This window comes from Lautropia dentalis, assembly GCF_003892345.1.
Classification (GTDB): domain Bacteria; phylum Pseudomonadota; class Gammaproteobacteria; order Burkholderiales; family Burkholderiaceae_E; genus Lautropia; species Lautropia dentalis.
In genome coordinates, this window is the sequence record NZ_RRUE01000001.1 from 858,169 (window position 1) to 883,625 (window position 25,457).

At 67.1% G+C, this 25,457-nt stretch carries 20 protein-coding genes; 14 read left to right on the plus strand and 6 right to left on the minus strand.

Annotated elements, in window-relative coordinates; genetic code table 11:
• Nucleotides 1–2 precede the first annotated feature (2 nt).
• From EHV23_RS03365 to EHV23_RS03385, 6 genes are all read left to right on the plus strand, one after another.
• Nucleotides 3–1,688 carry an ABC transporter ATP-binding protein gene (locus tag EHV23_RS03365; RefSeq protein WP_125094710.1) on the plus strand — a complete coding sequence of 562 codons (1,686 nt, stop codon included), beginning with the start codon at nucleotides 3–5 and terminating at the stop codon, nucleotides 1,686–1,688.
• Between the two features lie 255 nt (nucleotides 1,689–1,943).
• Nucleotides 1,944–2,924 carry an ABC transporter permease gene (locus EHV23_RS15505; protein ID WP_203228858.1) on the plus strand — a complete coding sequence of 327 codons (981 nt, stop codon included), beginning with the start codon at nucleotides 1,944–1,946 and terminating at the stop codon, nucleotides 2,922–2,924.
• A complete protein-coding gene (locus EHV23_RS15510; protein WP_203228859.1) occupies nucleotides 2,903–3,544 on the plus strand; it encodes an ABC transporter permease in 642 nt (213 codons plus the stop codon). The genes EHV23_RS15505 and EHV23_RS15510 overlap by 22 nt, the downstream gene beginning before the upstream one ends.
• Before the next feature lie 345 nt (nucleotides 3,545–3,889).
• Nucleotides 3,890–4,621 (plus strand): ABC transporter ATP-binding protein, encoded by a 732-nt coding sequence (locus EHV23_RS03375; RefSeq protein WP_125094711.1) that lies wholly within the window; start codon nucleotides 3,890–3,892, stop codon nucleotides 4,619–4,621.
• A complete protein-coding gene (locus tag EHV23_RS16350; protein ID WP_125094712.1) occupies nucleotides 4,605–7,217 on the plus strand; it encodes an ABC transporter permease in 2,613 nt (870 codons plus the stop codon). Before EHV23_RS03375 ends, EHV23_RS16350 begins: the two co-directional genes overlap by 17 nt.
• A gap of 342 nt (nucleotides 7,218–7,559) precedes the next feature.
• Nucleotides 7,560–9,047: an efflux RND transporter periplasmic adaptor subunit gene (locus EHV23_RS03385; RefSeq protein ID WP_125094713.1), complete on the plus strand. Its 1,488-nt coding sequence runs from the start codon at nucleotides 7,560–7,562 to the stop codon at nucleotides 9,045–9,047.
• A gap of 73 nt (nucleotides 9,048–9,120) precedes the next feature.
• On the opposite strand, the gene EHV23_RS03390 is transcribed toward EHV23_RS03385, so the two are convergent.
• The 3 genes from EHV23_RS03390 to EHV23_RS03400 all read right to left on the minus strand — a co-directional run bounded on the left by EHV23_RS03390 (nucleotide 9,121) and on the right by EHV23_RS03400 (nucleotide 11,293).
• Nucleotides 9,121–9,315: a hypothetical protein gene (locus tag EHV23_RS03390; RefSeq protein ID WP_125094714.1), complete on the minus strand. Its 195-nt coding sequence runs from the start codon at nucleotides 9,313–9,315 to the stop codon at nucleotides 9,121–9,123.
• A 3-nt stretch (nucleotides 9,316–9,318) separates the two neighbouring features.
• Nucleotides 9,319–9,780: a helix-turn-helix domain-containing protein gene (locus tag EHV23_RS03395; RefSeq protein ID WP_125095489.1), complete on the minus strand. Its 462-nt coding sequence runs from the start codon at nucleotides 9,778–9,780 to the stop codon at nucleotides 9,319–9,321.
• Nucleotides 9,781–9,991: 211 nt separating this feature from the next.
• Nucleotides 9,992–11,293 (minus strand): MFS transporter, encoded by a 1,302-nt coding sequence (locus EHV23_RS03400; RefSeq protein WP_203228860.1) that lies wholly within the window; start codon nucleotides 11,291–11,293, stop codon nucleotides 9,992–9,994.
• Nucleotides 11,294–11,457: 164 nt separating this feature from the next.
• On the opposite strand from EHV23_RS03400, the gene EHV23_RS03405 reads away from it, so the two are divergent.
• Together EHV23_RS03405 and EHV23_RS03410 are read left to right on the plus strand one after the other, a co-directional pair.
• Entirely contained in the window at nucleotides 11,458–12,072 is a 615-nt protein-coding gene (locus EHV23_RS03405) for a TetR/AcrR family transcriptional regulator (protein WP_125094715.1), read from the plus strand.
• A gap of 406 nt (nucleotides 12,073–12,478) precedes the next feature.
• On the plus strand, nucleotides 12,479–13,549 hold the full coding sequence (locus EHV23_RS03410; protein ID WP_125094716.1) for a 6-phosphofructokinase: 1,071 nt from the start codon (nucleotides 12,479–12,481) through the stop codon (nucleotides 13,547–13,549).
• Between the two features lie 85 nt (nucleotides 13,550–13,634).
• On the opposite strand, the gene EHV23_RS03415 is transcribed toward EHV23_RS03410, so the two are convergent.
• Together EHV23_RS03415 and gloB are read right to left on the minus strand one after the other, a co-directional pair.
• Nucleotides 13,635–15,734 (minus strand): transglycosylase SLT domain-containing protein, encoded by a 2,100-nt coding sequence (locus tag EHV23_RS03415; RefSeq protein WP_158615817.1) that lies wholly within the window; start codon nucleotides 15,732–15,734, stop codon nucleotides 13,635–13,637.
• A 304-nt stretch (nucleotides 15,735–16,038) separates the two neighbouring features.
• Nucleotides 16,039–17,043: a hydroxyacylglutathione hydrolase gene (gloB, locus tag EHV23_RS03420; protein ID WP_125094718.1), complete on the minus strand. Its 1,005-nt coding sequence runs from the start codon at nucleotides 17,041–17,043 to the stop codon at nucleotides 16,039–16,041.
• A gap of 176 nt (nucleotides 17,044–17,219) precedes the next feature.
• On the opposite strand from gloB, the gene EHV23_RS03425 reads away from it, so the two are divergent.
• The 4 genes from EHV23_RS03425 (at nucleotide 17,220) to EHV23_RS03440 (ending at nucleotide 20,838) form a co-directional block, all read left to right on the plus strand.
• The gene (locus EHV23_RS03425) at nucleotides 17,220–18,071 is read left to right on the plus strand and encodes a class I SAM-dependent methyltransferase (protein ID WP_125094719.1); all 852 of its coding nucleotides are present in this window, start codon (nucleotides 17,220–17,222) and stop codon (nucleotides 18,069–18,071) included.
• A gap of 97 nt (nucleotides 18,072–18,168) precedes the next feature.
• Complete coding sequence (locus tag EHV23_RS03430) at nucleotides 18,169–18,624, plus strand: ribonuclease H family protein (RefSeq protein WP_238990254.1); 456 nt, start codon at nucleotides 18,169–18,171, stop codon at nucleotides 18,622–18,624.
• Nucleotides 18,625–18,644: 20 nt separating this feature from the next.
• Nucleotides 18,645–19,379: a DNA polymerase III subunit epsilon gene (gene dnaQ, locus EHV23_RS03435; RefSeq protein WP_125094721.1), complete on the plus strand. Its 735-nt coding sequence runs from the start codon at nucleotides 18,645–18,647 to the stop codon at nucleotides 19,377–19,379.
• 217 nt (nucleotides 19,380–19,596) lie between these two features.
• Nucleotides 19,597–20,838 carry a DUF2863 family protein gene (locus EHV23_RS03440; RefSeq protein WP_125094722.1) on the plus strand — a complete coding sequence of 414 codons (1,242 nt, stop codon included), beginning with the start codon at nucleotides 19,597–19,599 and terminating at the stop codon, nucleotides 20,836–20,838.
• 103 nt (nucleotides 20,839–20,941) lie between these two features.
• Here EHV23_RS03440 and EHV23_RS03445 read toward each other — a convergent pair whose 3' ends face one another.
• Nucleotides 20,942–21,277: a hypothetical protein gene (locus tag EHV23_RS03445; RefSeq protein ID WP_125094723.1), complete on the minus strand. Its 336-nt coding sequence runs from the start codon at nucleotides 21,275–21,277 to the stop codon at nucleotides 20,942–20,944.
• 412 nt (nucleotides 21,278–21,689) lie between these two features.
• Between EHV23_RS03445 and EHV23_RS03450 the strand changes: the two genes are divergently transcribed.
• Both EHV23_RS03450 and EHV23_RS03455 read left to right on the plus strand, forming a co-directional pair.
• Nucleotides 21,690–22,673, plus strand: coding sequence for a TIGR04325 family methyltransferase (locus tag EHV23_RS03450; RefSeq protein WP_158615818.1), 984 nt, complete (start codon nucleotides 21,690–21,692; stop codon nucleotides 22,671–22,673).
• A gap of 229 nt (nucleotides 22,674–22,902) precedes the next feature.
• Nucleotides 22,903–25,449 (plus strand): TonB-dependent siderophore receptor, encoded by a 2,547-nt coding sequence (locus EHV23_RS03455; protein ID WP_238990255.1) that lies wholly within the window; start codon nucleotides 22,903–22,905, stop codon nucleotides 25,447–25,449.
• Nucleotides 25,450–25,457: the final 8 nt, after the last annotated feature.

The following is a 25,457-nucleotide window of genomic DNA, read 5'->3' on the forward strand; positions in this document are numbered from 1 at the left end:
ACATGACGAATGAAGGGCACACGCCCCGGGTACCGGGACAGGCACCGCAAACCGCCCAGGGCCGGACCCTGCTGGACGTGCGCAACCTGAGCATCGACCTGCCGGGGCCCGACGGTGCGCCGGCGCGCATCGTGCAGGACGTGAGCTTTTCCGTGGGGCCGGGCCAGCGTGTGGCGCTGGTGGGCGAATCGGGCTCGGGCAAGACGCTCACGGCCCATGCGCTGATGCGGCTGACCGAAGGTGCGCAGTACGGGGGCAGCGTGCTGTTCGAGGGGCGCGACATCCTCACGGCCGATGCGCGTGCGCTGCACCAGCTGCGGGGCGGGCAGATAGGCATGGTGTTTCAGGAACCCATGTCGGCGCTGAACCCGCTGCACACCATCGGCGACCAGATCGGCGAGGTGATGACGCAGCACGAGGGGCTGACACGCGCCCAGGCGCTGGAACGCACGCTGGAACTGCTGCGGCTGACGCGCATCCAGGATCCGCAGCGCTGTGCGGCCGCGTACCCGCACCAGCTCTCGGGCGGGCAGCGGCAGCGGGCGCTGATTGCCATGGCGCTGGCCTGCCGGCCGAAGCTGGTGATCGCCGATGAGCCCACCACGGCGCTGGACGTGACGGTGCAGACCAGCATCATGAAGCTGCTGGCCGACCTGCAGCAGCAGTTCGGCATGGCGGTGCTGCTGATCACGCACGACCTGCCGCTGGTGCGTGCCTTTGCCGAGCAGGTGGTGGTGATGCGCCACGGCCGGGTGGTGGAACAGGGGCCAGTGGCCGGGGTGTTCGACGCCCCACGGCACGAATACACCCGGGCGCTGCTGGCGGCCCATCCGAAGCGACTGGTGGAGCCCATGGCGGAGGCGCCGTCCGGCACGGAAGATTTTGGCGATCCCGGTTTCATGGTCAGTGCACGCCAGGTGGGCTGCACCTTCGTCAGCCAGAAGGGCTGGTTTGCCCGCGAACGGACCGAGGTGCTGAAGGATGTCGACCTGCAGGTGCCGGCCGGCACCACGCTGGGGGTGGTGGGCGAATCCGGCTCAGGCAAGACCACGCTGGCGCTGGTGCTGATGCGCCTGGCTGCCGGCGAGATGCACGGCGAGGTGAGCGTGGCCGGCACGCGCATCGACGCGCTGCCCGAGCGCACGCTGCGTCCGCTGCGGGCCGGCTTCCAGATGGTGTTCCAGGATCCGTTCAATGCGCTCTCGCCGCGGATGAGCATTGCCGAGATCGTCGGGGAGGGGCTTTGGCTGCACCGGCCCGATCTGACGGACGACGCGCACCGCACGGCGGTGATCGACGCGCTGCAGGAAGTGGGGCTGGATCCGGCCCTGGTGCTGCACTGCTATCCGCATGAACTCTCGGGCGGACAGCGCCAGCGGGTGGCCATTGCGCGGGCGCTGGTGCTCAAGCCCCGCCTGCTGGTGCTGGATGAGCCCACCTCGGCACTGGACCTGACCGTGCAGCTGCAGGTGCTGAAGCTGCTGGTGTCGCTGCAGCAGAAGCATGGCCTGAGCTATGTGCTGATCACCCACGACATGGGCGTGATCCGCGCACTGGCACACCAGCTGCTGGTGATGAAGGATGGCGTGGTGGTGGAGCAGGGGACGGTCGAGGATGTCTTCATGGCACCGGCTTCCGGCTACACGCGCGAGCTGCTGGCCGCGGCGGCATGGCGGGACGCCATCTAGATGGCCGGCCCTGTCTGTGGCCGGCACTGCCTGCACACGGTCGGGGCCTCCGTGGGGCGAATGATTCCATGACCCGCTCCAGAACGGGGTTGGGAATGCCGGGGGCAGACCGTGACGCCCTGGCACGACATGCTCCCTGCCGGGATCGTGGGATTGGCAGGCATTTCGGGCAACCGGTGAAATAATCGGCCGCCGAATGCATGGGAGCCAGGCCGCAGGGCTTTTGTCGCGGGTTCCCGGGGGAGTGCGTCGATCATGGGGCCCGGGATCCCTGTCATTTATCGCAAGGCGCTGCGTGATCTCTGGCAGCTGCGCAGCCAGGCGCTGGCCATCGTGGGCGTGGTGATGGCCGGCATTGCCATGCTGACCATGCTGCAGATCGCCTTTCACTCGCTGCTGGCCAGCCGCGATCACCTGTTCTCGGCCGCCCAGGGCAATCTGCCCGATGTCTGGGTGTCGCTCAAGCGGGCACCCGAGGCGGTGGCCCGGCAGGTCGCGGCACTGCCCGGGGTGGCCCAGGTGCAGACCCGCATCATGGCCAGTGGCAAGCTGGCCCTGGCGGGCGTGGATGAACCGCTGCAGACCCAGCTGGTGTCGCTGCCGGACGATGGCCGGCAGCCCGTGCAGAACCGGCTCTTCCTGCAGGCCGGACGCCGGCCGGCCCCCTGGTCACGTGATGAGGTGGTGATCAGCGAGGCCTTTGCCGCCGTGCATCACCTGCAGCCCGGCGCCCGGCTGCAGGTCACCGTCAATGGCCGCACCCAGGGCTTTCGGGTGGTGGGGGTGGGCGGCTCGCCGGAGTTTCTCTACCAGCTGGCACCGGGCAGCGTGTTTCCCGATCATGCCCATTTTGCCGTGCTGTGGGTGCCGCGCAGTACCCTGGCCGCTGCCATGAACATGAAAGGGGCGTTCAATGCCCTGTCGGCCACCCTGTCGCGGCAGGGGGCAGCACCGGGGCACGAGGCGAACGCGCTGGCCGCCATCGACCATGTGCTGGACCGCTGGGGCGGACTGGGGGCCATCGGCCGGGACGAGCAGATCTCCACCCGCCGGCTGCGGGACGAACTGGCCCAGATACAAATCAACGTGCGCCTGCTGCCCACCGTCTTTCTGGCGGTGGCCGCCTTTCTGCTGCACGTGGTGTTCACCCGGCTGGTGGGCCTGCAGCGCGGCCAGATCGCCATCCGAAGGCCTTCGGATACCGCACATCCACCGTGGTACTGCACTATGCCCTGATGGCGGCAACGATCTGTGTGGCCGGGGCACTGCTGGGCGTGCTGGCCGGCATGGCCGGTGCCAGCCAGGCGGTGCTGCGGGCGGTGCGCGAGCCGGTGGCCCAGGCCATGCGTCCGCAGCCTCCCGAGCGCTATCGTGTCGCCGGCATCGGGCAGGGACTGGTGGCGCGGTACCTGCCACAGCCGGCACGCATGGTGCTGCGGCATCTGGTGCGTCATCCGGGCCGGGCGCTGCTGACGGTGGCAGGACTGGCCATGCTGGTGAATTTCGGGGTGGTCTACAACGCGGCGCGCATCACATTGGCCGAACGGATGCGCGAACTGGCCAGCCTGCGCGTGCTTGGGTTCACGCGCAGCGAGGTGGCACACATCCTGATGGGCGAGATCGGGCTGCTGGTGCTGCTGTCCATTCCGCTGTCCTTTGCCTGTGGCTGGGGGCTGGGCTGGCTGATGGTGCAGGGCATGCAGAACGACCTGTACCGCGTGCCCCTGACCCTGCCGCCGGAAGGCTACGCGCTGGCCGCCCTGGTGACGCTGACCTCGACGCTCGTCTCGATGGCAGCGGTGCTGCGGCTGATGAACCGGATGGACATGCTGGAGGTGCTGCAGAACCGGGTGTGACGGGCATTCATCCTCAGCGGGTTCTGCCCGCTGCTCGCCATCTGCCCGTCTGCCCGACTGTCCGTCTGTCCGTGTTCCGGGTGGAGGAACCGGAAGATGGCGGGCATCCACACGCTGGTCCGTCTGCCCGTGTTCCGGATGGAAGAGGACGTACTCCGTTCGGGAAAAATGGCGCGCCGGCCGGAGAAAACCGTCGCGGCAGCAGGGCAGGGCCGACACGTGACGGTGTTACCATGGGCGATAATGGTCACGGATCGTTTCATGGCCCGTCGAGTGGGTCATGGACTCCATTCGAACGGGCATGACAGGGGCTTCCGCATGAACGCGACGGGGACGGACACGGGGATGAACGGGACAGGCAGGGCAGAGGCTTCTGCGGTGATGTTCCGTGCCGAGGGCATCACCCGCGTCTACCGGATGGGTGAGGTGGAGGTGCATGCGCTGCGCGGCATCGACCTCGAACTCCATCCGGGCGAGTTCGTGGTGATTCTGGGGCCGTCGGGCTGCGGCAAATCGACGCTGCTGAACATCCTCGGCGGGCTGGATGTGCCCACGGCGGGGCGCGTCTGGTACAACGGGCAGGATCTCACTCATGCCGATGACGGCACGCTCACCCAGTTCCGGCGCGACAACGTGGGTTTCGTCTTCCAGTTCTACAACCTCATTCCCAGCCTGACGGCGCGCGAGAACGTGGCCATCGTCACCGAGATCGCCCGGCACCCGATGCGCCCCGAGGATGCACTGGCGCTGGTGGGGCTGGATGGCCGGCTGAACCATTTTCCGGCGCAGATGTCGGGCGGCGAGCAGCAGCGGGTGGCCATTGCGCGCGCCATTGCCAAGCAGCCGGCCGTGCTGCTGTGCGACGAGCCCACCGGGGCGCTCGACTCCGCCACCGGTGTGCGGGTGCTGACGGCGCTGGATGAGGTCAATGCCTCGCTGGGCACCTGCACGGTGGTCATCACGCACAACGCCGACATCGCCCGCATGGCGCACCGGGTGCTGACGATGGGCGATGGCCGCATCGTCGACGTGAAGATCAACGAACACCGGTTGAAGGCCGATGAGTTGCGCTGGTGAAGCCTCTCCATCCGGTACGTCCCCCGGCACCGCTGCGTACCGCGCACGGGACGGTGGGCCGGCGGGCCATGGACCGGCAGGATGGGGACCCACCGGGGGCGGCCCCGATGGTGGTGGACCCGATGGGTGTGGACCTGCCGGGGGTGGCCCTGCAGGGGGTGGAGCCTCGGGGGGCGGAGGCGGAGGTGGTCGCCGGGTACGGCGCGCGCTGCTGCCGGCCATCTACCGCAAGGCGCTGCGCGACCTGTGGCTGCTGCGCGGGCAGGCCATCGCCATCATGGGGGTGGTGATGGCCGGCATTGCCATGCTGACCATGATGCAGATGGCTTTCAGCTCACTGCTGGAGAGTCGCGAGCAGCTCTTCGCGGTGGACAACGGCAACCTGCCGGACGTGTGGGTGACGCTCAAGCGGGCACCGGAAGGCGTGGCGAAGCAGGTGGCGGCGCTGCCCGAGGTGGCCGAGGTCGAAACACGGGTGCGGGCGGCCGGCAAGCTGAAACTGGCGGGGGTGGACGAGCCGATGCAGGCGGAGCTGGTGTCGCTGCCGGACAATGGCCAGCAGCCGCGGCAGAACCGCGTGTTCCTGCGGCGGGGCCGGATGCCGGCCCCCTGGACACGGAACGAGGTGGTGATCAGCGATGCCTTTGCGGATTTCCATCACCTGCAGCCCGGTGCCCGCCTGCGGGTGACGGTCAACGGGCGCAGCCAGTGGTTCACGGCCGTGGGCGTGGGGGGCACGCCCGAATATCTGTACCAGATCGCGCCCGGCGGCATCTTTCCGGACTACGAGCATTTTGCGGTGCTGTGGGTGCCGCGCGAAGCACTGGCTGCCGGCATGAACATGGATGGTGCCTTCAATTCGCTCACGGCCAGGCTCTCGCCCCAGACCGATGCGCAGGGGCGCGAGGCACGCGCCATTGCCGGCATCGACCGGGTGCTGGACCGCTGGGGCGGGCTGGGGGCCATCGGACGCGTGGACCAGCTCTCCACCCGCCGGCTGGATGACGAGCTGGGCCAGCTCCATGCCAGTGTCCGCATGTTGCCCACCGTCTTTCTGGGGGTGGCGGCCTTTCTGCTGAACGTGGTGTTCACCCGTCTGGTGGGCATGCAGCGCGGGCAGATTGCCATCCTGAAGGCCTTTGGCTACCGCACCACCACCGTGATGCTGCACTATGGGCTGATGACCACGGTGATCTGTGTGGCGGGGGCGCTGCTGGGCATCGTGGCCGGCAGCTGGATGGGCCAGTGGATGGCCCGGACCTATCTGGAAAACTTCCGCTTTCCGCAGCTGTATTTCTCGCTCGATGGCGGGCTGGTGATCACGGGGGGGCTGGTAGCCGTGCTGGCCGGCGTGGCCGGGGCCGGGCTGGCCGTGCTGCGTGCGGTGCGCGAGCCGGTGGCACAGGCCATGCGGCCACAGGCTCCGGAGCGTTTTCGCGGCGGGCTGGTCGGGCGCTGGCGCCTGCTGCAGCGGCTGCCGCAGACGGCGCGCATGGTGCTGCGCCAGCTGGAACGGCGGCCGGGCCGGGCGGTGCTGACCATCATCGGTCTGGCCATGGTGGGCGGGCTGATCGTGATGGTGCGCCTGCAGGGCGGGGCACTGACCTATCTGGTGGACAGCCGCTTCCGGATGGGCGAGCTGTATGATGTGGCGGCAACCTTCACCGAGGTGCAGCCGCGCCGGGCACTCTTCGAACTGGCGTCCATTCCGGGCGTGCAGTATGCCGAGGGGATGCGTGCCGTGCCGGTGGAAGTCTCGGCGATGAGCCGGCACCTGCGCACCACCATCGAGGGCCTGCCGGCAGAAGGTACCCTGCGACGTCTGGTGGACGCCAGTCTCCGGCAGCAGGTCGTCCCCCATGACGGGGTGGTGATGAACGACTATCTGGCCGCACGCCTGGGCGTGGGGGTGGGTGAGACGGTGTCGGTGCACGAGCTGCAGGGGCGCCGGCGTACGCTGCAGCTGCCGGTGATGGCGCTGGTGCGCGAACAGATCGGCGTGACGCTGTACATGGACGTACCGGCCATGAACCGGGCGCTGGGCGAGGGGGATGTGCTGGAGGGCGCGGTGCTGGATGTGGCGCCGGGGGCGCTGCAGGGCGTCAAGATGGCCCTGGACCGCCGGCCCGATGTGGCGGCCATCAGCGTCCGTGCGGATGCCACCAGCTCGTTCTACGACATGCTCAACCGCATCACCGGTCCGGTCACCATGATGGGCGTGCTGCTGGGCATCATGGTGAATTTCGGCGTGGTGTACAACTCGGCCCGCATCACGCTGGCCGAACGGGCCCGCGAGCTGGCCAGCCTGCGGGTGCTGGGTTTCACGCGGGGGGAGGTGGCGCGCATCCTGCTGGGCGAGATCGGCCTGCTGGTGCTGTTGTCCATCCCCCTGTCGTTTGTCTGTGGCCGGGGGCTGGGCTGGCTGATGGTGCAGGGCCTGCAGAGCGACCTGTATCGCATCCCCCTGCGGATCCCGCCCGAATCCTACGCGCTGGCCACGGTGGTGACGATGTGTACCACCCTGGTGTCGATGGCCGTGGTGCTGCGGCTGGTCAACCGGCTGGACATGATCGAGGCCCTGAAGGAGCGGGACTGAGCACGCATCATGGATACATTCAGCCTTACGAACGCATTTGGCATCACGAGCGTATCCGGTATCACGAGCGTATCCGGTATCACGAGCGTATCCGGCATCACGAATGCATCCGGCACCACGAAATCATTCGGCCTCACGATTCCCCTCCGGACTGCTGGATTCCACAGGTGCTGGAATTTCAGCAGCCCCGGACCCGGGGCAGCGACCGGGACATGGACATGGACATGGACATGCCGGAGATCGTGAGCGCTGTCCCTGGCATGCCGGGATTCTTCCCTGTCTGCGAGGCAGGCACCGGCTGGCGCCCATTTTCAATCTGACCTCTTTTGTGAACATTGCATCATGAAGCTGCCTGCCCGAAAAACCATCGTCACCAGTCTGATCGTCGCTGGCGTGCTGGGTACACTGGCTTGGCTGGCACTGCGCGAACCCACCCAGCTGGCCAGCGTGGCACAGGTCCGCTACGGCCCGATGGAAGAACAGTTCTCCGAGGAGGGCAAGACCAGGCTCAAGGCGCGGTATTCGGTCACCGCGCCGGTGGCCGGCACCCTGCAGCGCATCGGCCTGCAGCCGGGCGATGCCGTGAAGGCCGGCCAGACGGTGGCCTGGATCGACCCGGCCTCGCCCGGTCTGCTGGATGCGCGCAGCCGCACGCAGCTGCGGGCCGAGCTGGCCGCGGCCGAGCAGAAGTACCAGTCGGCACGCCATCATGTGAATGCCACGCGGGCTGCGCTGGATCAGGCCAGCAGCGCGCTGAAGCGTGCCCGAAAACTGCGTGACGGCAATGCCATTTCGCAGGAGGCGCTGGAAAATGCCCAGATGCAGGCCGCTTCCACCCGCGCCAACTGGTCCGCTGCCCGGGCCGATGCACAGACGGCCCAGCAGCAGGTGGCTGCAGCCCGGGCGGCGTTGCTGGAAGGGGATGCCGAGGCACCGGCAGGGGGAGAGGCTGGGTCTGCAGACAAGGCGGCGGTGAAGGCGGGCGCGAGCGGAAGAACCGAACCCGCATCGTCCCCCGTGCGAAAACCCATCGCGGTGCTGGCGCCCGTGGATGGCGTGGTGCTCAAGCGCCCGCTGGACAGCGCCGTGCCCGTCACGCTGGGCCAGCAGCTGCTGGAAATGGGTGACACCGCCCAGCTGGAAGTGGAGGCCGAGGTGCTGTCGTCCGATGCCGTGAAGGTGCGGCCGGGCATGACGGCACGCCTGCTGCGCTGGGGCGGGCCGGGCGAACTGCAGGCGCATGTGACCCGGGTGGAGCCGGGCGGCTTCACCAAGGTGTCGGCACTGGGCGTGGATGAGCAGCGCACACGCGTGATCCTGGACATCGACAGCCCGCGCCAACAGTGGATGGCGCTGGGGGACGCCTACCGGGTGGAACTGGAATTCGTGCTGCGCCACGAGGATCGCGTACTGCAGGTGCCGGCCAGCGCGCTGTTCATCGATACACGCAAGGTGGCGGAGGAAACGGCGTCTGATTCGGGCAGCCCTGCGACGGCTGCAGGGCAGGCCACCGGAAACGGTCAGCCCTCGGGAACGGACGGTGCTGCAGGTGCTGCGCCAAAGGCACAGATACGGGCAGGTGCGCAGGAAGGAGCACAGGCAGGAGTGCAGGAAGGTGCGCAGGGCTCCACGGCTGCAGCGGCACAGGCCGGCAGCCCGCGTTATGCGGTATATCGCGTGGAAAATGGCCGGGCCAGGCTTTCGCCCGTGAAAACCGGGATGCGTTCAGCCACCCATGTGCAGGTGCTGGACGGACTGAAGGAAGGCGATATGGTGATCGTGCAGCCGGATGACCGGGTGGCCGAGGGGGTGAGGATCGAGGGGCATTGATCCGGCCGGGGCTTCCCCCGATGTGTTCTGGTGTTTTTTCTCCTCGTGGATCATGGCGTGAACAGCGGGGTGCTCACGTGTGGCAGGCGAGGGCAGGGGTTTCGTGATCCGTGCCCCAGGTTTCGAGCCAGTCCAGAACTTCCTCCCCGGTCAGGTGCAGACCGGTTTCCTGATAGTCTCGCCAGGATGCGTCGGCTTCCTCCTTGAAGGCGAAATACGGATGCTGGCAAGTGTGATGCAGGGAGCGGATCGGATCGCGTGCTTCCATTGTTCAGTATCCCAAACCGAGTTTCTGGGCTTCGGCTGCCAGCTCTTCCAGAACGGCGTGACGGGCGTCGTCCGTGCGCTTCTTGTAATCAACCATATCCTGATACCGGACACGGCGGTGTGTGCCCGTTTTGTGGAACGGGATCTCGCCCTTTTCCAGTAGCTGGACCAGATAGGGGCGCGAGACGTTGAGCAGGTCGGCTGCTTCCTGGGTGGTCATCTCGGCGTGGATCGGGACGATGCTTACGGCATTGCCCTTGCCGATTTCGGTCAGTGCATCGACGAGCAGACGCAGGGCAGATACCGGTACACGGACCGGAAGTGATGTTCCTCTGTCTGTCCTGATTCTGATTTCCTGGGTTTCGGCATGGGTTTGCAGACAGGCGGACAACGTGCGGCCGCTTGTTTGTGCAATGGCGATCTCTTCCTCCGAAGGCAGCGTGTGAGGTGTCATGAGGGTAGCCATGGGCTTGTCTCGCTTGCTGGAATATGTTGGCGTGCAGACTAATCGAAATAAACGAAACAGGCAAGTGTCATCTGCTTTTGTCCGCCTGATGGTCGTCGGTTCCGGCCCGGTGCCGGGTAAGCCCATGCTGCGGCCCTGCCGTCTTGTCCTTCATGCCCAGAAGGGGGGAGGCTGCGGGGACGAATGAGTCCACGACATGTTCTGGTGATCATCATGCGTGCGCTTTCTGCTGCTTTCCTGTCAGCCTGCCGCTCCCCACCACACACCCCGCCGCGCCCAGCAGTACAACCGCCAGCCCCATCAGCAACAGCCGGACATCCGCCACCCGCCCGGCCAGCACCGGCCCGATGCTGGCACCGATGAACAGCACGAAGCCGTTCAGTGCCATGCCGGCCGCACGATCGGGGGCGGCGAGGGTACCGTACAGCACGATCATGGCCGGAATGGCCAGCGCCACGCCGGTGACGAAGATCAGGCTACCGCCGACGATGCCCGGCAGGTGCTGCGACAGAGCCGCTTCCAGCGCCACGCCGGCGGCGGCCAGCATGAAACCGGCGCAGGCCACGCCGGACATGCGGATGCGGGCCGCCAGTGGCCCGGCCAGCAGCGCCACGAACATCAGGGGCAGGCCAGCCAGACGCAGCAGGATGACCCGACCCCCATCCAGTCCCAGTGTCTGCAGATGCGGGCCGAGTGCCGTGTACATGGCCACGAAGGACAGCAGCAGGGTGATGTGTGCGCACGAGAGCAGCAGGATGGCGGGGCGTGCCAGCAGCCGGGCCATGGCAGCGAAGCGGTGGCCCAGATGACCGTACAGGGTAGCACGCCCGGGTTCGCGCGCGAGCAGGGCGATGAGCGGGGTCATGATGGCCAGCGCACCGCCTGTGACCAGGAACACCCACGACCAGTGCCCGTGCAGGGCGATCCAGCCGGCCAGGACCTGGCCGAAAATGCCGGCAACCAGAAAGGCGGTGGACATGGCGCCAATGGCCGTGGCGCGCAGATGGGGCGGCGTGGCCTCGATGAGATAGGCCAGTGCCACCGGTGCGAAGCTGGCGGCAGCCAGCCCCTGCGTGACGCGCAGTCCGCCCAGCCAGGGCAGTGAAGGCACGAAGGCGCAGGCCAGGGTGGCGATGGCCAGTGCCGCAAGCCCCGTCAGCATGACCGGACGCCGGCCGTACTGGTCCGACACCGGCCCCCAGAGCAGAAAGCCTGCTGCATAGGCCATGCTGAAGGCGCTGGCCAGTGCCAGCGTGGTGGTGGCAGGCGCACTGCCAAAGCTTTTGGCCACGTGGGGCAGCAGGGGGATGGCCAGGTAGAGCTGGGTGAGGACGAACAGCGCCGTCGTCACCAGCAGGGTGATGACGCCACCGCCGGCAGGATGAGGGGTGTTGTCAGGCATTGTCCGGTCGGCAGCGGAGGTGCTGCCATTGGCAGGCGTTGCCCATTGGGCGGAGGATGTGCTGGAAGCGGCAGGGGTGATGGGTGAGACGGGTCGGGAAGCACGGGACATGCAGTTCCTCCTGATTGAATAAATTCCAACTACAACGTTGGAGTTCATTCTAGTATGATTTCCGTCACACGCACAAACCATGTCGTCCCGCATGCCCCGGGTATGGCCAGGGCGAATGAGCCCATGACACGCGCCAGGGACGGATCAGGACGGATACGCAGACGATGGCCTGGGATACCGAGGGAACCAAACGCAGGATTCTGGAAGCAGCCGTGGACGAGTTCGCCAGGCTGGGTCCGGACGGGGCGACGATCGACCGGATTGCCCGGACGGCGGGCGTGAACAAGGAGCGGGTCTACAACTACTTCGGGGACAAGCGCGGGCTGTTCTCGGCCGTGCTGCGCAGCGAGCTGGCCAAGGTGGCGCAGGCGGTTCCGGTGGAGAGCTTTGCCGTGGAGGATGTGGGCGACTATGCCGGCCGGGTGTTCGACTACCACGAGGCGCATCCGGCCCTGAGCCGGCTGATGCGCTGGGAGGGGCTGTCCTTCGAAGGCGAAGTTCCGGATGAGGCACAGCGGCGCATGTACTACGGTTACAAGGTCCGGGCGGTGGAACGGGGACAGCAGCAGGGAACGGTCACGACGGCACTTGCAGCCGATCATCTGGCGTTTCTGGTGCTGGCACTGGCAGGATGGTGGTCGGCGGTGCCCCAGGTGGCCCGCATGCTGACGGGAGAGGATGATGCCCGCGAACGGAAGCGGCGCCGGGCTTCGGTGGTGGAGGCGGCACGGCGGCTGGCGCGGCCGGAAGACGAACGCATCCATGACATGCGCCAATGAACGGCCCGGGACGAATGGACCAGACTATGGTCGCTTTCCCACATCATTCATGTGATTCCTGAATGGAATCCGTTTTTCGGTGTCGACCGGCTCGACAGCCGGGGTGTGACCCTTTACGCTAGCGCGTACGCGCGTGCCGGGATTCCACGCGCGCAAGGGCACGCGAGACTCACCCCTGCGCCCTTGGGACCCTCTGCAAAAGTCCTGCGGTACTTTGATTCCCATGCCCGGGCGATCCAGTGCGTTGCCATTTGTCGGCAATAGCCCTGCTATTGCCGACAAATGGCGCCTTCTGGCTCATTCCGATCCTGGGCTCAAAGCGCTCGCAGACTTTTGCAGAGTGTCCCTTGCGCGGGGGGCAGAGTCTCCTGACGCGGGCCTGTCTTCCAACCAGCGAGGTAATTCGATGTCCAGTTCTTCTCTTCACGTGGGTGTCCTGACCGGCGGCGGTGACTGTCCGGGGCTCAATGCGGTGATCCGTGGTGTGACCAAATCGCTGCTTCGTACCGGTGCACGGGTCACCGGCATCGAGCGCGGCTTCATGGGCATGATCGAGCGACGCTCCCGTCTGCTGGATGCCCGGGCCGTGTCGGGCATCATCAACGAGGGCGGCACCATTCTGGGCACCCACAACTTCGCCAATCCGTTTGCCTGGAAGGGTGAGGATGTGTCGCCGCGCGTCATGGAGTATGTGAAGGAGCTGGGCCTGGACGCACTGGTGGCCATCGGTGGCGACGGCACGATGAGCATCGCCAACCGTTTCACCCCGCTGGGGCTGCCGGTGGTGGGCGTGCCCAAGACCATCGACAACGACCTGATGTACACCGACCGCACCTTCGGTTTCGACAGCGCCGTGTCGATCGTGGCCGAGGCGCTGGCCCGGCTGGAAACCACCGCGCGCAGCCATGGCCGCGTGATGGTGCTGGAAACGATGGGCCGCTACGCGGGCTGGATCGCGCTGGAAGGTGGTTTGGCTGGTGGTGCCGACATCATCCTGATTCCGGAGCGGCCGTACGACCTGCAGGAGGTCATCCGCGTCTGCAAGGAACGCGAGAAGAAGCAGGGCTACACCATCATCTGCATCGCCGAAGGGGCCCGTCCGGTCGATGGCGGCATGACCGTGCAGGCGCACCTCGAGAACAGCCCGGATCCGATCCGGCTGGGCGGTGTGGCCAACGTGCTGCGCGAGCAGCTCAAGGAGCACCTGGAGAGCGAGGTGCGCAGCACGCAGCTGGGGCACGTGCAGCGCGGTGGCACACCGACGCCGTACGACCGGGTGCTGGCCACGCGCTTTGGCTGGTATGCGGCCAAAATGGTGGCCAATGGCGAGTTTGGCCGCATGGTGGCCCTGAAGGGTGACGAGTGCACGAGCGTGCCCATCGAGGAGGTGGCCAACCGCACCCGCAACGTACCGGACGACAGCACGCTGCTGGATGTGGCCACGTCGCTGGGCATCTCGCTGGGCCAGCCGGCCTGAGCCTGGCAGGCCCCGGCCCAGACGCAAAAAAGGCCGCATGTGCGGCCTTTTTTGCGTCTGGGCCATGATTGCAACAGGGGAAAGATCAGCGGGCCGAGGCCACCTTGCCGGCCTGCCGCAGGCTGCTGGTGCGCGTTGCGCGGCTGGCACGCTTGCTGGTGGTGGCCTTGCGGGCCGTCCTGCCGGCGCTGCCGGAAGCCGCCACGCGGGTGGAGGCCCGCGATTTCACCCGGCTGGTCACGCTGGACGGGCGCTTGCGACCGGCCGCCACCTGCGTGCTGGTACGGGCCGTGGCTTTCCGGGTGCTGGTGCGGGATGCCGTATGGCTGGCTGCCGCACGCCTGGCCGTCGTGCCGGTTGCGACGGCCGTGCCTGCCCGCCGCGACCCGGAGGGCAGCACATGATGCGTGCTGCCGTGGCGGCTGGAGCGGGTGGTGATCTGTCGCGCCACCCGGCTGGCGGAGGTTTCGGCGCGGGCCGTATGGGCCGTCGTGCGGCCTGCATGGCCGTAGGTGACCAGGCGGATGCCGCTGCTCCGGGCGCTGGCCGTACCAGCGGTGGTGCGGCTGGCGGCAGCCGCTGTGCCTGCTGAACGCGCTGTCACCGTACTGCTGGAGGCCAGGGCATGGGCCACGACCGTGGGCTGGGTGCTCTGGCGGCTGATGACCTGCCGGGAACCGTCTTCGGCCACCAGCACGGTCTGGCGCTGGGTGCGGCGCACCACCAGCGTCTGGCCGGGCCTGAGCCGGGTGATGCGGCGGTTCATGCTGCGCAGCTCGGCCAGCGTGAGGCCATAGCGGCGTGCAATGGAGGCGCCCGTCTCGCCGCGGCGCACACGGTGCACCAGCGGGCCGGCATCGACCTGCTGGTACAGGCGCGGACCGTTGAACTGTTCGACCAGGCTGTCGTCACCGGCATGGCTCTGCGGCACCAGCAGCCGGGAACCGGCCAGCAGGTGGGTGCCCGGCGCGATGCCGTTGGCGCGCAGCAGTTCCGGGACGGACAGGCCGGCACGTCCCGCCACCCCGGCCAGGTTCTCGCCGCGCTGCATGGTGTACGGGTGCCAGGTGACGAAGGGCTTGCCCTGGGCCGCATGGGCCGCCATGGCGGCCTTGAACCGTTCGATGCGGTCGACCGGAATCTTGAGGGTGTTGGTGCGCGTGGCCGAGATGACCGGGCGGTTGTGTGCCGGGTTGAGTTCGAGGAACTCGGCCTCGGTCATGCCGGCAAACTGCGCCGCCAGCTTCAGGTCGATCGGGCGGGTCTTTTCGACCGTGACGAAGTAGGGCTGGTCGGGCAGCTCGGGCAGGGCCAAGCCCAGCCGGCTGGCGTTCTGCACGATGTGCTTGATGGCCAGCAGCTTGGGCACGTAGTTGCGGGTTTCGGCCGGCATGCGCAGGTGGGCATAGTCGGCCGGGCGGCCGGCCCGCTCGTTGGCCTTCACGGCGCGGCGCACGGCACCTTCACCCCAGTTGTACGAGGCCAGCGCCAGGAACCAGTCGTCGCCGTTCATTTCGTAGACGGTCTGCAGGTAGTCCAGCGCGGCACGGGTGGAGGCTTCCACGTCGCGGCGGTTGTCCACCCACCAGTTCTGGTTCAGGTTGTACTGGCGGCCGGTGGAGGGGATGAACTGCCAGAGGCCGGCTGCCTTGGCCGACGACATGGCGGTGGGGTTCATGGCACTTTCGACGAAGGGCAGCAGGGCCAGCTCGGTGGGCATGCCGCGGCGCTCGACCTCCTCGACGATATGGTGCAGATAGCGCGAGCCCCGGCCGAACATGCGCTGCAGGTATTCGGGGCGCGAGAGGTAATACTGTTCGTGTCGGGCCACCAGCGGGGAATCCAGCTCGGGCATGGCAAAGCCGGCACGGATGCGCCCCCACAGGTCGTTGCTGACCACCACCTCGGTGCCGGCGTCGTCACCCTGGGCCAGTTGCGCGGCGTCCAGTTCACGCACGGCGTCGCTTTCCGCCACGATGGCGGGCTGGCCGTTGCGGGAGGCGGTGCTGCTGCTGGCATGCTGGGGCGATACCGAGGAGCAGGCGGCCAGCCAGCCAGCCCCCAGAACCAGACCGGCCCGGGCCAGCAGCCGGGCCAGCCGGAGATGGCGCGAGGGCGGCAGGGCCGATGCGTGATCGGGGGAGGCGGAGGCAGCCATCCGGCTGCCGGGGTGTGGGATGCGCACGTGCGTTACCTGTGGGTTTGCGCCGGCGGGCATGAAAGCCCCGGTTTGGGGGCTTCGCTGCCGGCCCGGGGCGACGACGTGATGCCGGCCCCTGCCGGGCAAAATGAAAACGAACGGTCAGCGCGGGGACGCAGGCAGGCGTCCATGCCACGCTCCGGGGAGCCTCTGCAAAAGTCTGCGAGTGCTTTGGGCCCACGATAGCACAGGATCCTGTCGGGATCGGTAACCAAGATGGCATTTCTTCGGATGTTGCCGTCCACTGGTCGGGTGGTGCCGGCGCCGGGCAAGCGCCGGGGCATCCGGATCAGGGCGTGGCGGGCGGTTTGAAACCGTTTCGCCAGCGGCGCAGTGCGGCAAAGACGCCGAAGGCATCGGCCGTTTCCGGCTGCAGGTCTGCGGGCAGGTGACGGGACAGCGCGGGCAGGTGAGCGCGCAGGAAGGGATTGACCTGCAGCTCCCCGGAAAGCGTGGAAGGCAGCGTGGGCAGGCCGTCTTTACGCAACTGGCGGCAGTGGGCCAGGCGCTCGCGGATGGCGTCGTTGCCGGGCTCGGCACCCAGGGCGAAATGCAGGTTGGTGAGCGTGTATTCGTGGGCCGCACAGATGCGAGTGTCGGGCGGCAGGGTCCGGAGCTGCTGCAGCGACTGGAAGAGCTGCTCCACCGTTCCGTCGAATACACGGCCGCAACCTGCCGAAAACAATGTGTCGCCACAGAACAACGCCGGATGCGGGTGGCCGGGCAGGGGCGGGCAGAAATAGCTCAGGTGATCCTGGGTGTGACCCAGCGTGGCCATCACCTGCAGGTCCAGGTCCAGTGCGGGGAAATGCAGGGTGTCACCGTTGCCCATGGCCTCCTTCACGCCCAGCGGGACGCAGTGGGCGGGGCCGATGACGCGGGCATCCGGCCACTGCGCGAGCAGGCCGGCAATGCCGCCGACATGGTCGTGGTGATGGTGGGTGACGAGAATGGCGAGCAGACGGGCCGGCCCCGGACCGGCGTTTGTCTGGGGCGTGGCCGCCTCTGCCTGCGGCGGGAGGGCCTTTGCCCGGGGGGCAGTGGTGCCTGTGCGTGGCGCGGCGGCCTCATCCGGCCGGTTCGCTGCTGCCGTGGCCGGCATGAGTGCGTTCAGCACGGGCTGCGCCTCGCCGGGATCGACCACGATGAAGTCGCGTCCCCGGCCGATGCACCAGATGTAGTTGTCCTGCAGGGCGGGAATGGGCCGGATGGACAGGGTGTCTGCATCCTGGGCGTGCTCTGGCGCTGGTGGGGGCGTCCGGGGAAGGTGCGGGATGTCGGTCACATCGGTCATACTAGGGTTCCTCCATTACACACGCTGACCGGAGCGGGAACGAACGGGGCCGTGACACGCTCCGGGGGCCTGTCCATACGATACGGGCCGTCGGGGGCATGGGACGGGATCCTGCGGGTTCTCCTGACGCCCCTGCACACGTTTCCCGGCTCCCTTTCACACGACGACGGCAACGCATGGTACGACCGGACCGGGCAGCAGACGCTGCCCTGCAATCCCCCGATGGTAAAGGCAGTGACGCGGCCTGGGCGCGCTGGCTGGCATCGCCGCCCGGACGCTACATGCTGCAGTGGGAGGCTGCGCAGCTGGCACGGACCGTCGACGACATCTTTGGCTACTATGCCGTACAGCTGGGCATGCCGGCCCTGGACGCGCTGGCGGCCAGCCGCATGCCGCACCGGATTCGCGTGCAGCAGGGCACTGAACCGGTGGGGCCGGATGCGGCCTGGCAGCCCGACCTGCGGGTGGCCCATCACGGCGAGCTGCCCTTTGCCTCGCAGTCGGTGGACCTGGTGGTGCTGCCGCACCAGCTGGAGTCCGGCGGCTGTCCGCACCAGCTGCTGCGCGAGGTAGATCGCGTGCTGCGGCCGGAGGGGCATCTGGTGGTGACCGGCATCAATCCCTGGTCGCTCTGGGCGCTGCGGCATGCCCTGCCCGGCTGGCTGGGCGGAGGCTTCATGCCGCACGACGTGCCCTTCATCGGTCCGCTGCGGATACGTGACTGGATCCGGCTGCTCGATTTCGAGCCGGCCCCCACGGTCTACGGTGGCTACGCCCTGCCGATCGCGCGCCAGGAATGGCTGGCCCACAGCCAGCGACTGATGGAACGGGCCGGCGACCGCTGGTGGCCGGTCTGCGGCGCCTTCTTCCTGATGACGGCGGTCAAGCGGGTGCGGGGCATGCGTCTGGTGGGCCCCGTCTGGCGGAGCCTGTCGCCGCGCACGGCCACGATGCCCGCGGCCACCAGCCGTGAAGTGTCGTGCCGGGAGCACCCGTCCGGAACACGCTCTATCCGGAACACGCTCTAGAATGCCGGCCTTGCCTGCGTAGCGCCTTGCCGGCACGCGGCCGGGGCCAGCGCGGGAACACACGAGTTCATGACACCCTCCAGGGATTGAAAGACATATGACGACGAAATGGGTTGCCTACACCGATGGCGCGTGTGCGCCGACCAATCCGGGCCCTGCCGCCTGGGGGGTGGTGGTGTTTGCGCCGGATGGCAGCGAGCAGGCAGCCGATCATGGTTTCATCGGCCCCGGCACCAACCAGATTGCCGAGATCACGGCCGCCATCGAGGGCCTGCTGCGTACCCCCGAGGGCGTGGCCGTGGAGCTGGTGTCCGACAGCCAGTACGTGCTCAAGGGCATCAGCGAATGGCGGGCCGGCTGGGAACGGCGCGGATTCCGCAACTCGAAGAACGAACCGGTGGCCAACCTCGAACTCTGGAAGCGCCTGTTTGCCGTGGTCGATGCCCGGCAGGTGACGGTGCGCTGGGTGCGGGGTCACCAGGGCAATGTCAACAACGAACGCGCCGACCGCCTGGCCGTGGCGGCCCTGCAGAAGGCGCGCGGCGGTGTCTGAACCGACGGAGAGACGAACGGATGACTGAAGAAGCGCCCGAGCGCCAGGTGGTGCTCGATACCGAAACGACCGGCCTGGATGCCGGCAAGGGGCATCGCATCATCGAGATAGGCTGCGTGGAGATGGTCAACCGGCGCATCACCCGCAACAACCTGCACCTCTACATCAACCCCGAGCGGGAGGTGGACGAGGGGGCGGCCGCCGTGCACGGCATGACCTGGGACGACCTGCGTGACAAGCCCACCTTTGCGCAGATCGCCGGCCAGTTTCTGGATTTCTGCCGCGGCGCCGAGATCATCATCCACAACGCCCCGTTCGACACGGGCTTTCTGGATGCCGAACTGGCCCGGCTGGACCTGGGCACCTTTGCCTCGCACGTCTCGGGCATCACCGATTCGCTGCTGATGGCGCGCGAGCGCTACCCCGGCAAGCGCAACAACCTCGATGCGCTGTGCGAGCGCCTGATGATTCCCAACAAGCATCGGACCCTGCACGGCGCGCTGCTCGACTCGGAGCTGCTGGCCGAGGTGTATCTGGGCCTGACGCGGGGGCAGGGGACCTTCGACATCGGCGGTGGCAGCGAGGAAGAGGAAACCGGTACCGTGGCCGATGCCGGGGGGCGCTGGCCACCGAAGGGGCTGAAGGTCCGGCTGGCGGCCGATGCCGAGCGCCAGCTGCACGAGCAGGGGCTGCTGGCCCTGGAAAAGCAGTTCAAGTCCACCATGCGCTGGCGGGGCGAGCGCGGGGCCGAATGAGTTCCTGATGCCCGCCAGGCCATGTCGTCCGGCTGCACATCAGGCTGTACTCCGGCTGTACTTTTGGCTGCACATCAGGCTTCACTGCGGTTTGCCTCCTTTTGTACGTCCTGCCTGCGCCCGGCCCGTCCGGGCGTGATCTGCGGCCGTTCCGGTACCGCCGCGCGGGCTGGATTCCGGATACACTTTTCTCTCCACTTTCCGTTACACTGCCGGCATGTCCAGCAAAGCATCTTCTCTCTCGTCCCGCGTTCGTGCGCGCATTTCCCAGGCCCTGCCGGATGTGGAGAGCCTCGTCGTGGGGGCCGTCGGCCTAGCACAGAGCGGCTCGCGCACCGAAGCCCGGTTCTGGGAGGCCAGGCTTGCGCAGGCGCTCGGGCGCCTGCTGGATGGCGGGCATGCAGGCGCCGTTCTGGCCGCGCTCGACCGCATCAACCAGATGGACGGTACGGCCTACGGCGCGCTGCTCGAGGCGCTGGAGCACGCCGCCGAAGAAGTGCGCATTCCCGCCTCGGCACTGCGTGGCCAGGCGGCCGGCAGCGAACCGGCCGAGCCGCTGTACGGGCTGATGGTCAGCGCCCCCATCGTGGCCTGGACACGCTTCAGCATTCCCGCCCGTGTGCTGCCGGCGCCGGTGGCGGCCGAGCTGTCGCGCATCTGGCAGGAAGAGGTGCTGGCTCCCGGTGTGAAGTTCCAGATGCAGTCCTGGCTCTACAGCCTCGACCAGCTGCCGCACGACTTTTCCGACATGCGCAAGCTCACCCGGCGCATGGCCACGGCCACGGCCAATGGCAGCACGCTGCGTGCCGACTTCAGGTCCATGCCCGAAGCTCCCGAGATGCTGGCCGACGCCCGCTTCCTGCTGGGCAGCGTGGTGGCCAGCGGCGACCAGCCGATCTTTCGCTGGCAGCTCCCGGGTGAGGAACAGCGTTCCCGGCAGGACTGCCTGGATGCCTGGAATACCCGTATCCGCCCGCTGATCGAACCACTGCTGCCGGGCTGCGGCTTCGAATCCCTGCTGCCCGACGCCTATCACGCCAACCTGCGCGAGTCCGACCGGCTGGTGCGCGTCTGGGGCGTGAAGGCGGCTGTCAATTATCTCGTGCACAGCCTCGACATCGAGCCCACGCGCATTCGCGCCTCGGTGGCCTCGTGCGGCAACACGCAGGTGGACGAATACCGCATCGGCTTTTCGCTGGGCGACAGCGATGACGTGGTGCAGGGCGTCGTCTGGCCGCTGCTGGGCCCCGAGTCGGATGCAGACGATCCTTCACCGGTGCAGCAGATCCGCCGCACCCTGCAGGAGGTGGGCGTCAACGACATCCGCGTCTGGAATTCGCTGATGGAGCCCGAGTTCTGCGAAGACTGCGCCTCACCGTTCTATCCCAACCGCAGCGGTGAGCTGGTGCACGTGCAAATGCCCGAAGAGGCAGAATCGGTCAGCACGCAGTTCCACTGACACGGCGGCCGAACGGCCCCTTGGCCACGCGGCCGCCTGCCCACTATTGTTGGGGTGAATGGCCGTCTGAATTTTCGACGGATTTACGCCCGCCGGTGCGCATTCAGATTCGGCCGCCCAGCCGGCGCCACGGAGACTCTGCAAAATAGGCGGCTTTCAGCACGATTGGGTTGGCGCGCACGTTCAGCATCACCAAACGGCCTGCAACACGTTCGATATCTTTTTGATGGGCGTGAAATCTGTCGATCACGTCATCATCATAGAATGCCTCGGCATTGAGCGCCTTCAGGGCATTCAGTTCCAGATGGAAACGGTATTTGCGTCCGTCGGCGGCCACGGCCCCGAACTCAATACCATCCTCCGCCGTTTCCGGGTCGGTATAGGTCAGACCAACATGGCGGTTCCAGTGCATGTCGGTGGCTTTGTCATTGGTGTGCATGGTTTGCTCCAGAAATCCTGAATGGCGCAGGCCCGTCCGGCAGGCCGCTGTTCGCCGAAGCATCCAGACGCCGGAACGGCGGCGTCCCTGCCAGCCTCCGGGGGCTGCAGGCGCCGGTGTTCCGCAGCGGTGGAAGTGCTCCGTGCCGGGTCGTTCAAAGCGTGCAGATTAATGGGGGCGCGCGTTGTATGCCTGTTGAAGGCAGCCGCTGAAGCAGCCGCCAGCCTCCGTTCGGCTGGCCTGTTCCGTGGGGGTGATCCGGTTCTCCGAAACCGCACCACGAATGGTTGATCCCCGCCGACCGGCGTCGGCGCAGGTCGGCGGGGCATCGTGCTGCGCTGTTGCGTGGCATCGACGGTGTGGCGGCTGCACGACGGGCAACAGCACTCCTCCTTCCTTGTGGATATTCGACATGAGCATCGTCAAGCGGCTGGTGAAGAGCCAGCGCTGGATCAGTCAGCATGGCCCGATGGGACATGCCAGAACGGCCTACCTGAAGCACCAGTTCGTGCATGCCCGGGCAGCCCACCTGTTCAGGGGCGTGTTCGACAGTTTCGAGAAAGCCGTGGCCAGTGCACCGGACACGGCCCCCACCAGCTACGACAACACGGCGTCGGCCCAGCTCTACCTTGAGCGCCTGCAGCTCGACGACTACGACCATCCGGCGCTGTTCTGGATGGCCGATGCCGTCTATCGCGGCCTGACCCGCGTGGCCGACATCGGCGGTGCGGTGGGCATCAAGTACTTTGCGTTCCAGCCGTTCATCGACTACCCCGAGAACCTGCGCTGGCTGGTGATCGACATGCCTGCCGTGGCGGCGGAGGGGCGGCGCTTTGCCACGGTGCGCGGCGTTGACGGGCAGCTGCAGTTCTCCGACCAGCTGGCCGACGCCGATGGCTGCGAAGTGCTGTATGCCTCCGGGGCGCTGCAGTATCTGGACCGGTCGCTGCCCGACATCCTGGCCGGTTTCGAAACGAAACCGCGGCGCATCATCATCAACACCACGCCCATTCACGACCGGCACGCCTTTTTCACGCTCAACAGCATCGGCACGGCCTACTGTGGCTACCGGGTCGAGGCCCGCGAGCCGTTCATCGAGGCCGTGCAGGCACAGGGCTATGTGCTGCGCGACCAGTGGCGAAATCTGGGCAAGCGCATGCCCATCATCGGCAAGCCGGAATACAGCGTCGAGCATTACAGTGGCTTCTGCTTCGACCTGAAGGCGGATGCCGACAGAAATCTGCAGGCCGGTGCCGACGGAAACGGGCCTCCTGATGCCGGCAGGAATTCGAAGGCCAACGCTGGCCGGGACGGGCTTCCCGATGCCAACGGGAGTCCGAAGGCCCAAGCCGCCCGGAACGGGTCTCCCGGTGCCGATGGTGAATCTGCAGGCTGATGCCGGCGCAGGCACGTGTCTTCCGATGCCGGCAGTAACGTGTCTTCCTGATGACGGCAAGAACGTGTCTACTGATGGCGGTGTGACACAGGCATGGCATGGGGGTCGCTGGCGTGTGCAGGAAAGGGTGCCCCCAGGACGCGTTTCGTCCCCATGGACACCTGTGGCAGCAGGGTGAATGATGTTGCCGTGATGTAACGGGGCCTATAATGACAGCACTTATCAGCTCATGTTGGCCCTCATCATGGTTCCTCACCTTCCTTCCCGTTTTGCTCCTCGCAGCCTGTGCGCCCTGATGGCTGCGCTGCCGCTGGCGGCGCTGGCCCAGTCCTCTGCCTGGGAATCCCCCGAACAGATATTGCGTGACACCAAAGCTGACGATGCCGCCGTCAGCCGGGAACCGGTGTACGACATCAGCGACCGCGTCCGCGTCATGACGCCGCAGGCAGACAGCCCCGAGGAGGCCGTGCGCCCCGGAGACCGACCGGCTGCCCGTGAGGAAGAGGCCGTGGGGGCAACGGCGGCCGGTGCCGCGGCTGCCCGTGGCAAGGGGGCGACCATGCCGGCCAATGCGGGAAGCGGCCTTCGGCCTGCGACAGGTACCGGGGCTGCCGCACGGGAAACGGCCGGCGCTGCAGGGCAGGGTACCGGAGACCGTGTGTCCGTATCGGCCGCCGATGCCTCCCTGGCCGATGACGATGCCACCGCACTGGGCTCCGTGGTGGTGGTCGGCCGTGCCGAGCCGGTGCCGGTCGAGTACGAGAGCAGCTACCAGCCGGTGCAGGATGCCTCCACCCTGCGGTCGCTGACCCCGGTGCTCGAAACCCCGCAGGTGACCAATGCGGTGTCGGCCCAGGTGCTGCGTGACCAGCGCCCCCGCTACATGGACGATGCGCTGTTCAACGTGAGCGGCATCACCCAGGGCAACACGTTGGCCGGCACGCAGGACACCATCATGAAGCGGGGCTTCGGCGGCAACCGCGATGGTTCCATCATGCACAACGGCATGCCGCTGGTGCAGGGGCGGGGCATGAACGCGGCTGCCGAGAGCGTGGTGGTGCTGAAGGGGCCGTCGTCGATGTTCTACGGCATCATGGATCCGGGCGGCGTGGTCAACGTGGTCAGCAAGAAGCCGCAGCTCAAGGCACGCTCGTCACTGGGGCTGACGGCCTCCACCTATGCCCATGGCCGCACGGGTGGTGGCGTGACCTTCGACACCACCGGCCCGATTGCCGATACGGGCCTTGCCTGGCGCCTGGTGGCCGATTACGTCAACGAGGACTACTGGCGCAACTTCGGCAAGCGCAAGGATCTGCTGGTCGCGCCGTCGGTGGCCTGGTATGGCAAGGACACGCAGGCTGTGTTCTGGTATGAGTTTCGCGACTACGATGCGCCGTTCGACCGCGGTACCGTGCTGAATCCGGACACGAAGGCGCCGCTGGACGTGCCTGCCAACCGTCGTCTGGACGAGCCGATGAACCAGATGAAGGGCAAGAGCCATCTGGCGCAGTTCTCGCTGGACCATCACATCGTGCCGGGCTGGTCGGGCCACGTGAGCCTGAGCTACAACCGCGAAACCTACGATGCCGACCAGCTGCGCGTGATGGGCATCAACACCACGGCCCACACGCTGCGCCGCCGCGCCGATGGCACGAAGGGCGCGCTGAGCACCGACAGCTACGGTACCGCCTACGTCGACGGCAGCACCCAGCTGCTGGGCATGCAGCACGACGTGCAGGTGGGCATGGATGCGGAATACCGCAAGATCTACCGCGCGGACATGATCCGCGGCACGGCCAACGGCAATTTCAATTATCTGAATCCGGTCTATGGTCTGGTGGCGCCCGGCACCAATGTGGTGGCCAGCGACAGCGACCAGCGCGATCAGCTGCACAACCAGTCGCTGTTCTTCCAGGATGCCGTGCACCTGAACGACCAGTGGATCCTGACGGCGGGCATCCGCTATCTGCACTGGACGCAGATTGCTGGCCGGGGTCGTCCGTTCCAGCGCAATACCGATACCGATGACAGCAAGTGGCTGCCGCGTCTGGGGCTGGTGTACAAGCTCACGCCGCATTCGTCGCTCTATGCCAGTTACACGTCGTCGCTCAAGCCCATTTCGACCATTGCGCCACACTCCAGTGGTCTGATCGATTCCAGCGTGAAGCCCGAAACGGGCAAGTCGTGGGAGATCGGTGCCAAGTACGAGATGCCGGGCGGGCTGACGGGGTCGCTGGCGTTGTTCGACATCCGCAAGAAAAATGTGCTGGTGTCGCAGTTCAACAGTGTCACGGGGCTGACCGAGTGGCGGACGTCGGGGGCGGCCCGTTCGCGCGGGATGGAGCTGGATGTGGCGGGCGAGATCGACTCGCGCTGGAGCACCATCGGCAGTCTGGCGGTGCTGGATGCGAAGACCACGCGTGATCCGGAGTATGCGGGCAACCGGCTGTGGAACGTGGCGCGGGTGACGGCGTCGGCGGGTGCTGTGTACAACGTGGGTGAGCTGCTGGGCAGTGACCAGCTGCGGGTGGGGGCGCGTGCCCGCTACAGTGGCCGGCGTCCGGGAGATTCGGCCAATTCGTTCTGGCTGCCGTCGTTCACGGTGGCAGACCTGTTTGCCACGTACGATACGGCGATCATGGACCGGAAGGTGCGCTTCCAGTTCAATGTGAAGAACCTGACGGACCGGACCTACTATACGTCGAGCGTGAACGAGTATGGTCTGGCGCTGGGGGATGCACGGCAGGTGTCGGTGACGGCGAGCTTCGAGTTCTGATGGCGCGT

Coding starts and splice junctions, on each gene's coding strand:
- EHV23_RS03365 (WP_125094710.1), top strand. CDS start 3: ATGACGAATGAAGGGCACACGCCCCGGGTACCGGGACAGGCACCGCAA.
- EHV23_RS15505 (WP_203228858.1), top strand. CDS start 1,944: ATGGGGCCCGGGATCCCTGTCATTTATCGCAAGGCGCTGCGTGATCTC.
- EHV23_RS03375 (WP_125094711.1), top strand. CDS start 3,890: ATGAACGGGACAGGCAGGGCAGAGGCTTCTGCGGTGATGTTCCGTGCC.
- EHV23_RS16350 (WP_125094712.1), top strand. CDS start 4,605: ATGAGTTGCGCTGGTGAAGCCTCTCCATCCGGTACGTCCCCCGGCACC.
- EHV23_RS03385 (WP_125094713.1), top strand. CDS start 7,560: ATGAAGCTGCCTGCCCGAAAAACCATCGTCACCAGTCTGATCGTCGCT.
- EHV23_RS03390 (WP_125094714.1), bottom strand. CDS start 9,315: ATGGAAGCACGCGATCCGATCCGCTCCCTGCATCACACTTGCCAGCAT.
- EHV23_RS03395 (WP_125095489.1), bottom strand. CDS start 9,780: ATGGCTACCCTCATGACACCTCACACGCTGCCTTCGGAGGAAGAGATC.
- EHV23_RS03400 (WP_203228860.1), bottom strand. CDS start 11,293: ATGTCCCGTGCTTCCCGACCCGTCTCACCCATCACCCCTGCCGCTTCC.
- EHV23_RS03405 (WP_125094715.1), top strand. CDS start 11,458: ATGGCCTGGGATACCGAGGGAACCAAACGCAGGATTCTGGAAGCAGCC.
- EHV23_RS03410 (WP_125094716.1), top strand. CDS start 12,479: ATGTCCAGTTCTTCTCTTCACGTGGGTGTCCTGACCGGCGGCGGTGAC.
- gloB (WP_125094718.1), bottom strand. CDS start 17,043: ATGACCGATGTGACCGACATCCCGCACCTTCCCCGGACGCCCCCACCA.
- EHV23_RS03425 (WP_125094719.1), top strand. CDS start 17,220: ATGGTACGACCGGACCGGGCAGCAGACGCTGCCCTGCAATCCCCCGAT.
- EHV23_RS03430 (WP_238990254.1), top strand. CDS start 18,169: ATGACGACGAAATGGGTTGCCTACACCGATGGCGCGTGTGCGCCGACC.
- dnaQ (WP_125094721.1), top strand. CDS start 18,645: ATGACTGAAGAAGCGCCCGAGCGCCAGGTGGTGCTCGATACCGAAACG.
- EHV23_RS03440 (WP_125094722.1), top strand. CDS start 19,597: ATGTCCAGCAAAGCATCTTCTCTCTCGTCCCGCGTTCGTGCGCGCATT.
- EHV23_RS03445 (WP_125094723.1), bottom strand. CDS start 21,277: ATGCACACCAATGACAAAGCCACCGACATGCACTGGAACCGCCATGTT.
- EHV23_RS03450 (WP_158615818.1), top strand. CDS start 21,690: ATGAGCATCGTCAAGCGGCTGGTGAAGAGCCAGCGCTGGATCAGTCAG.
- EHV23_RS03455 (WP_238990255.1), top strand. CDS start 22,903: ATGTTGGCCCTCATCATGGTTCCTCACCTTCCTTCCCGTTTTGCTCCT.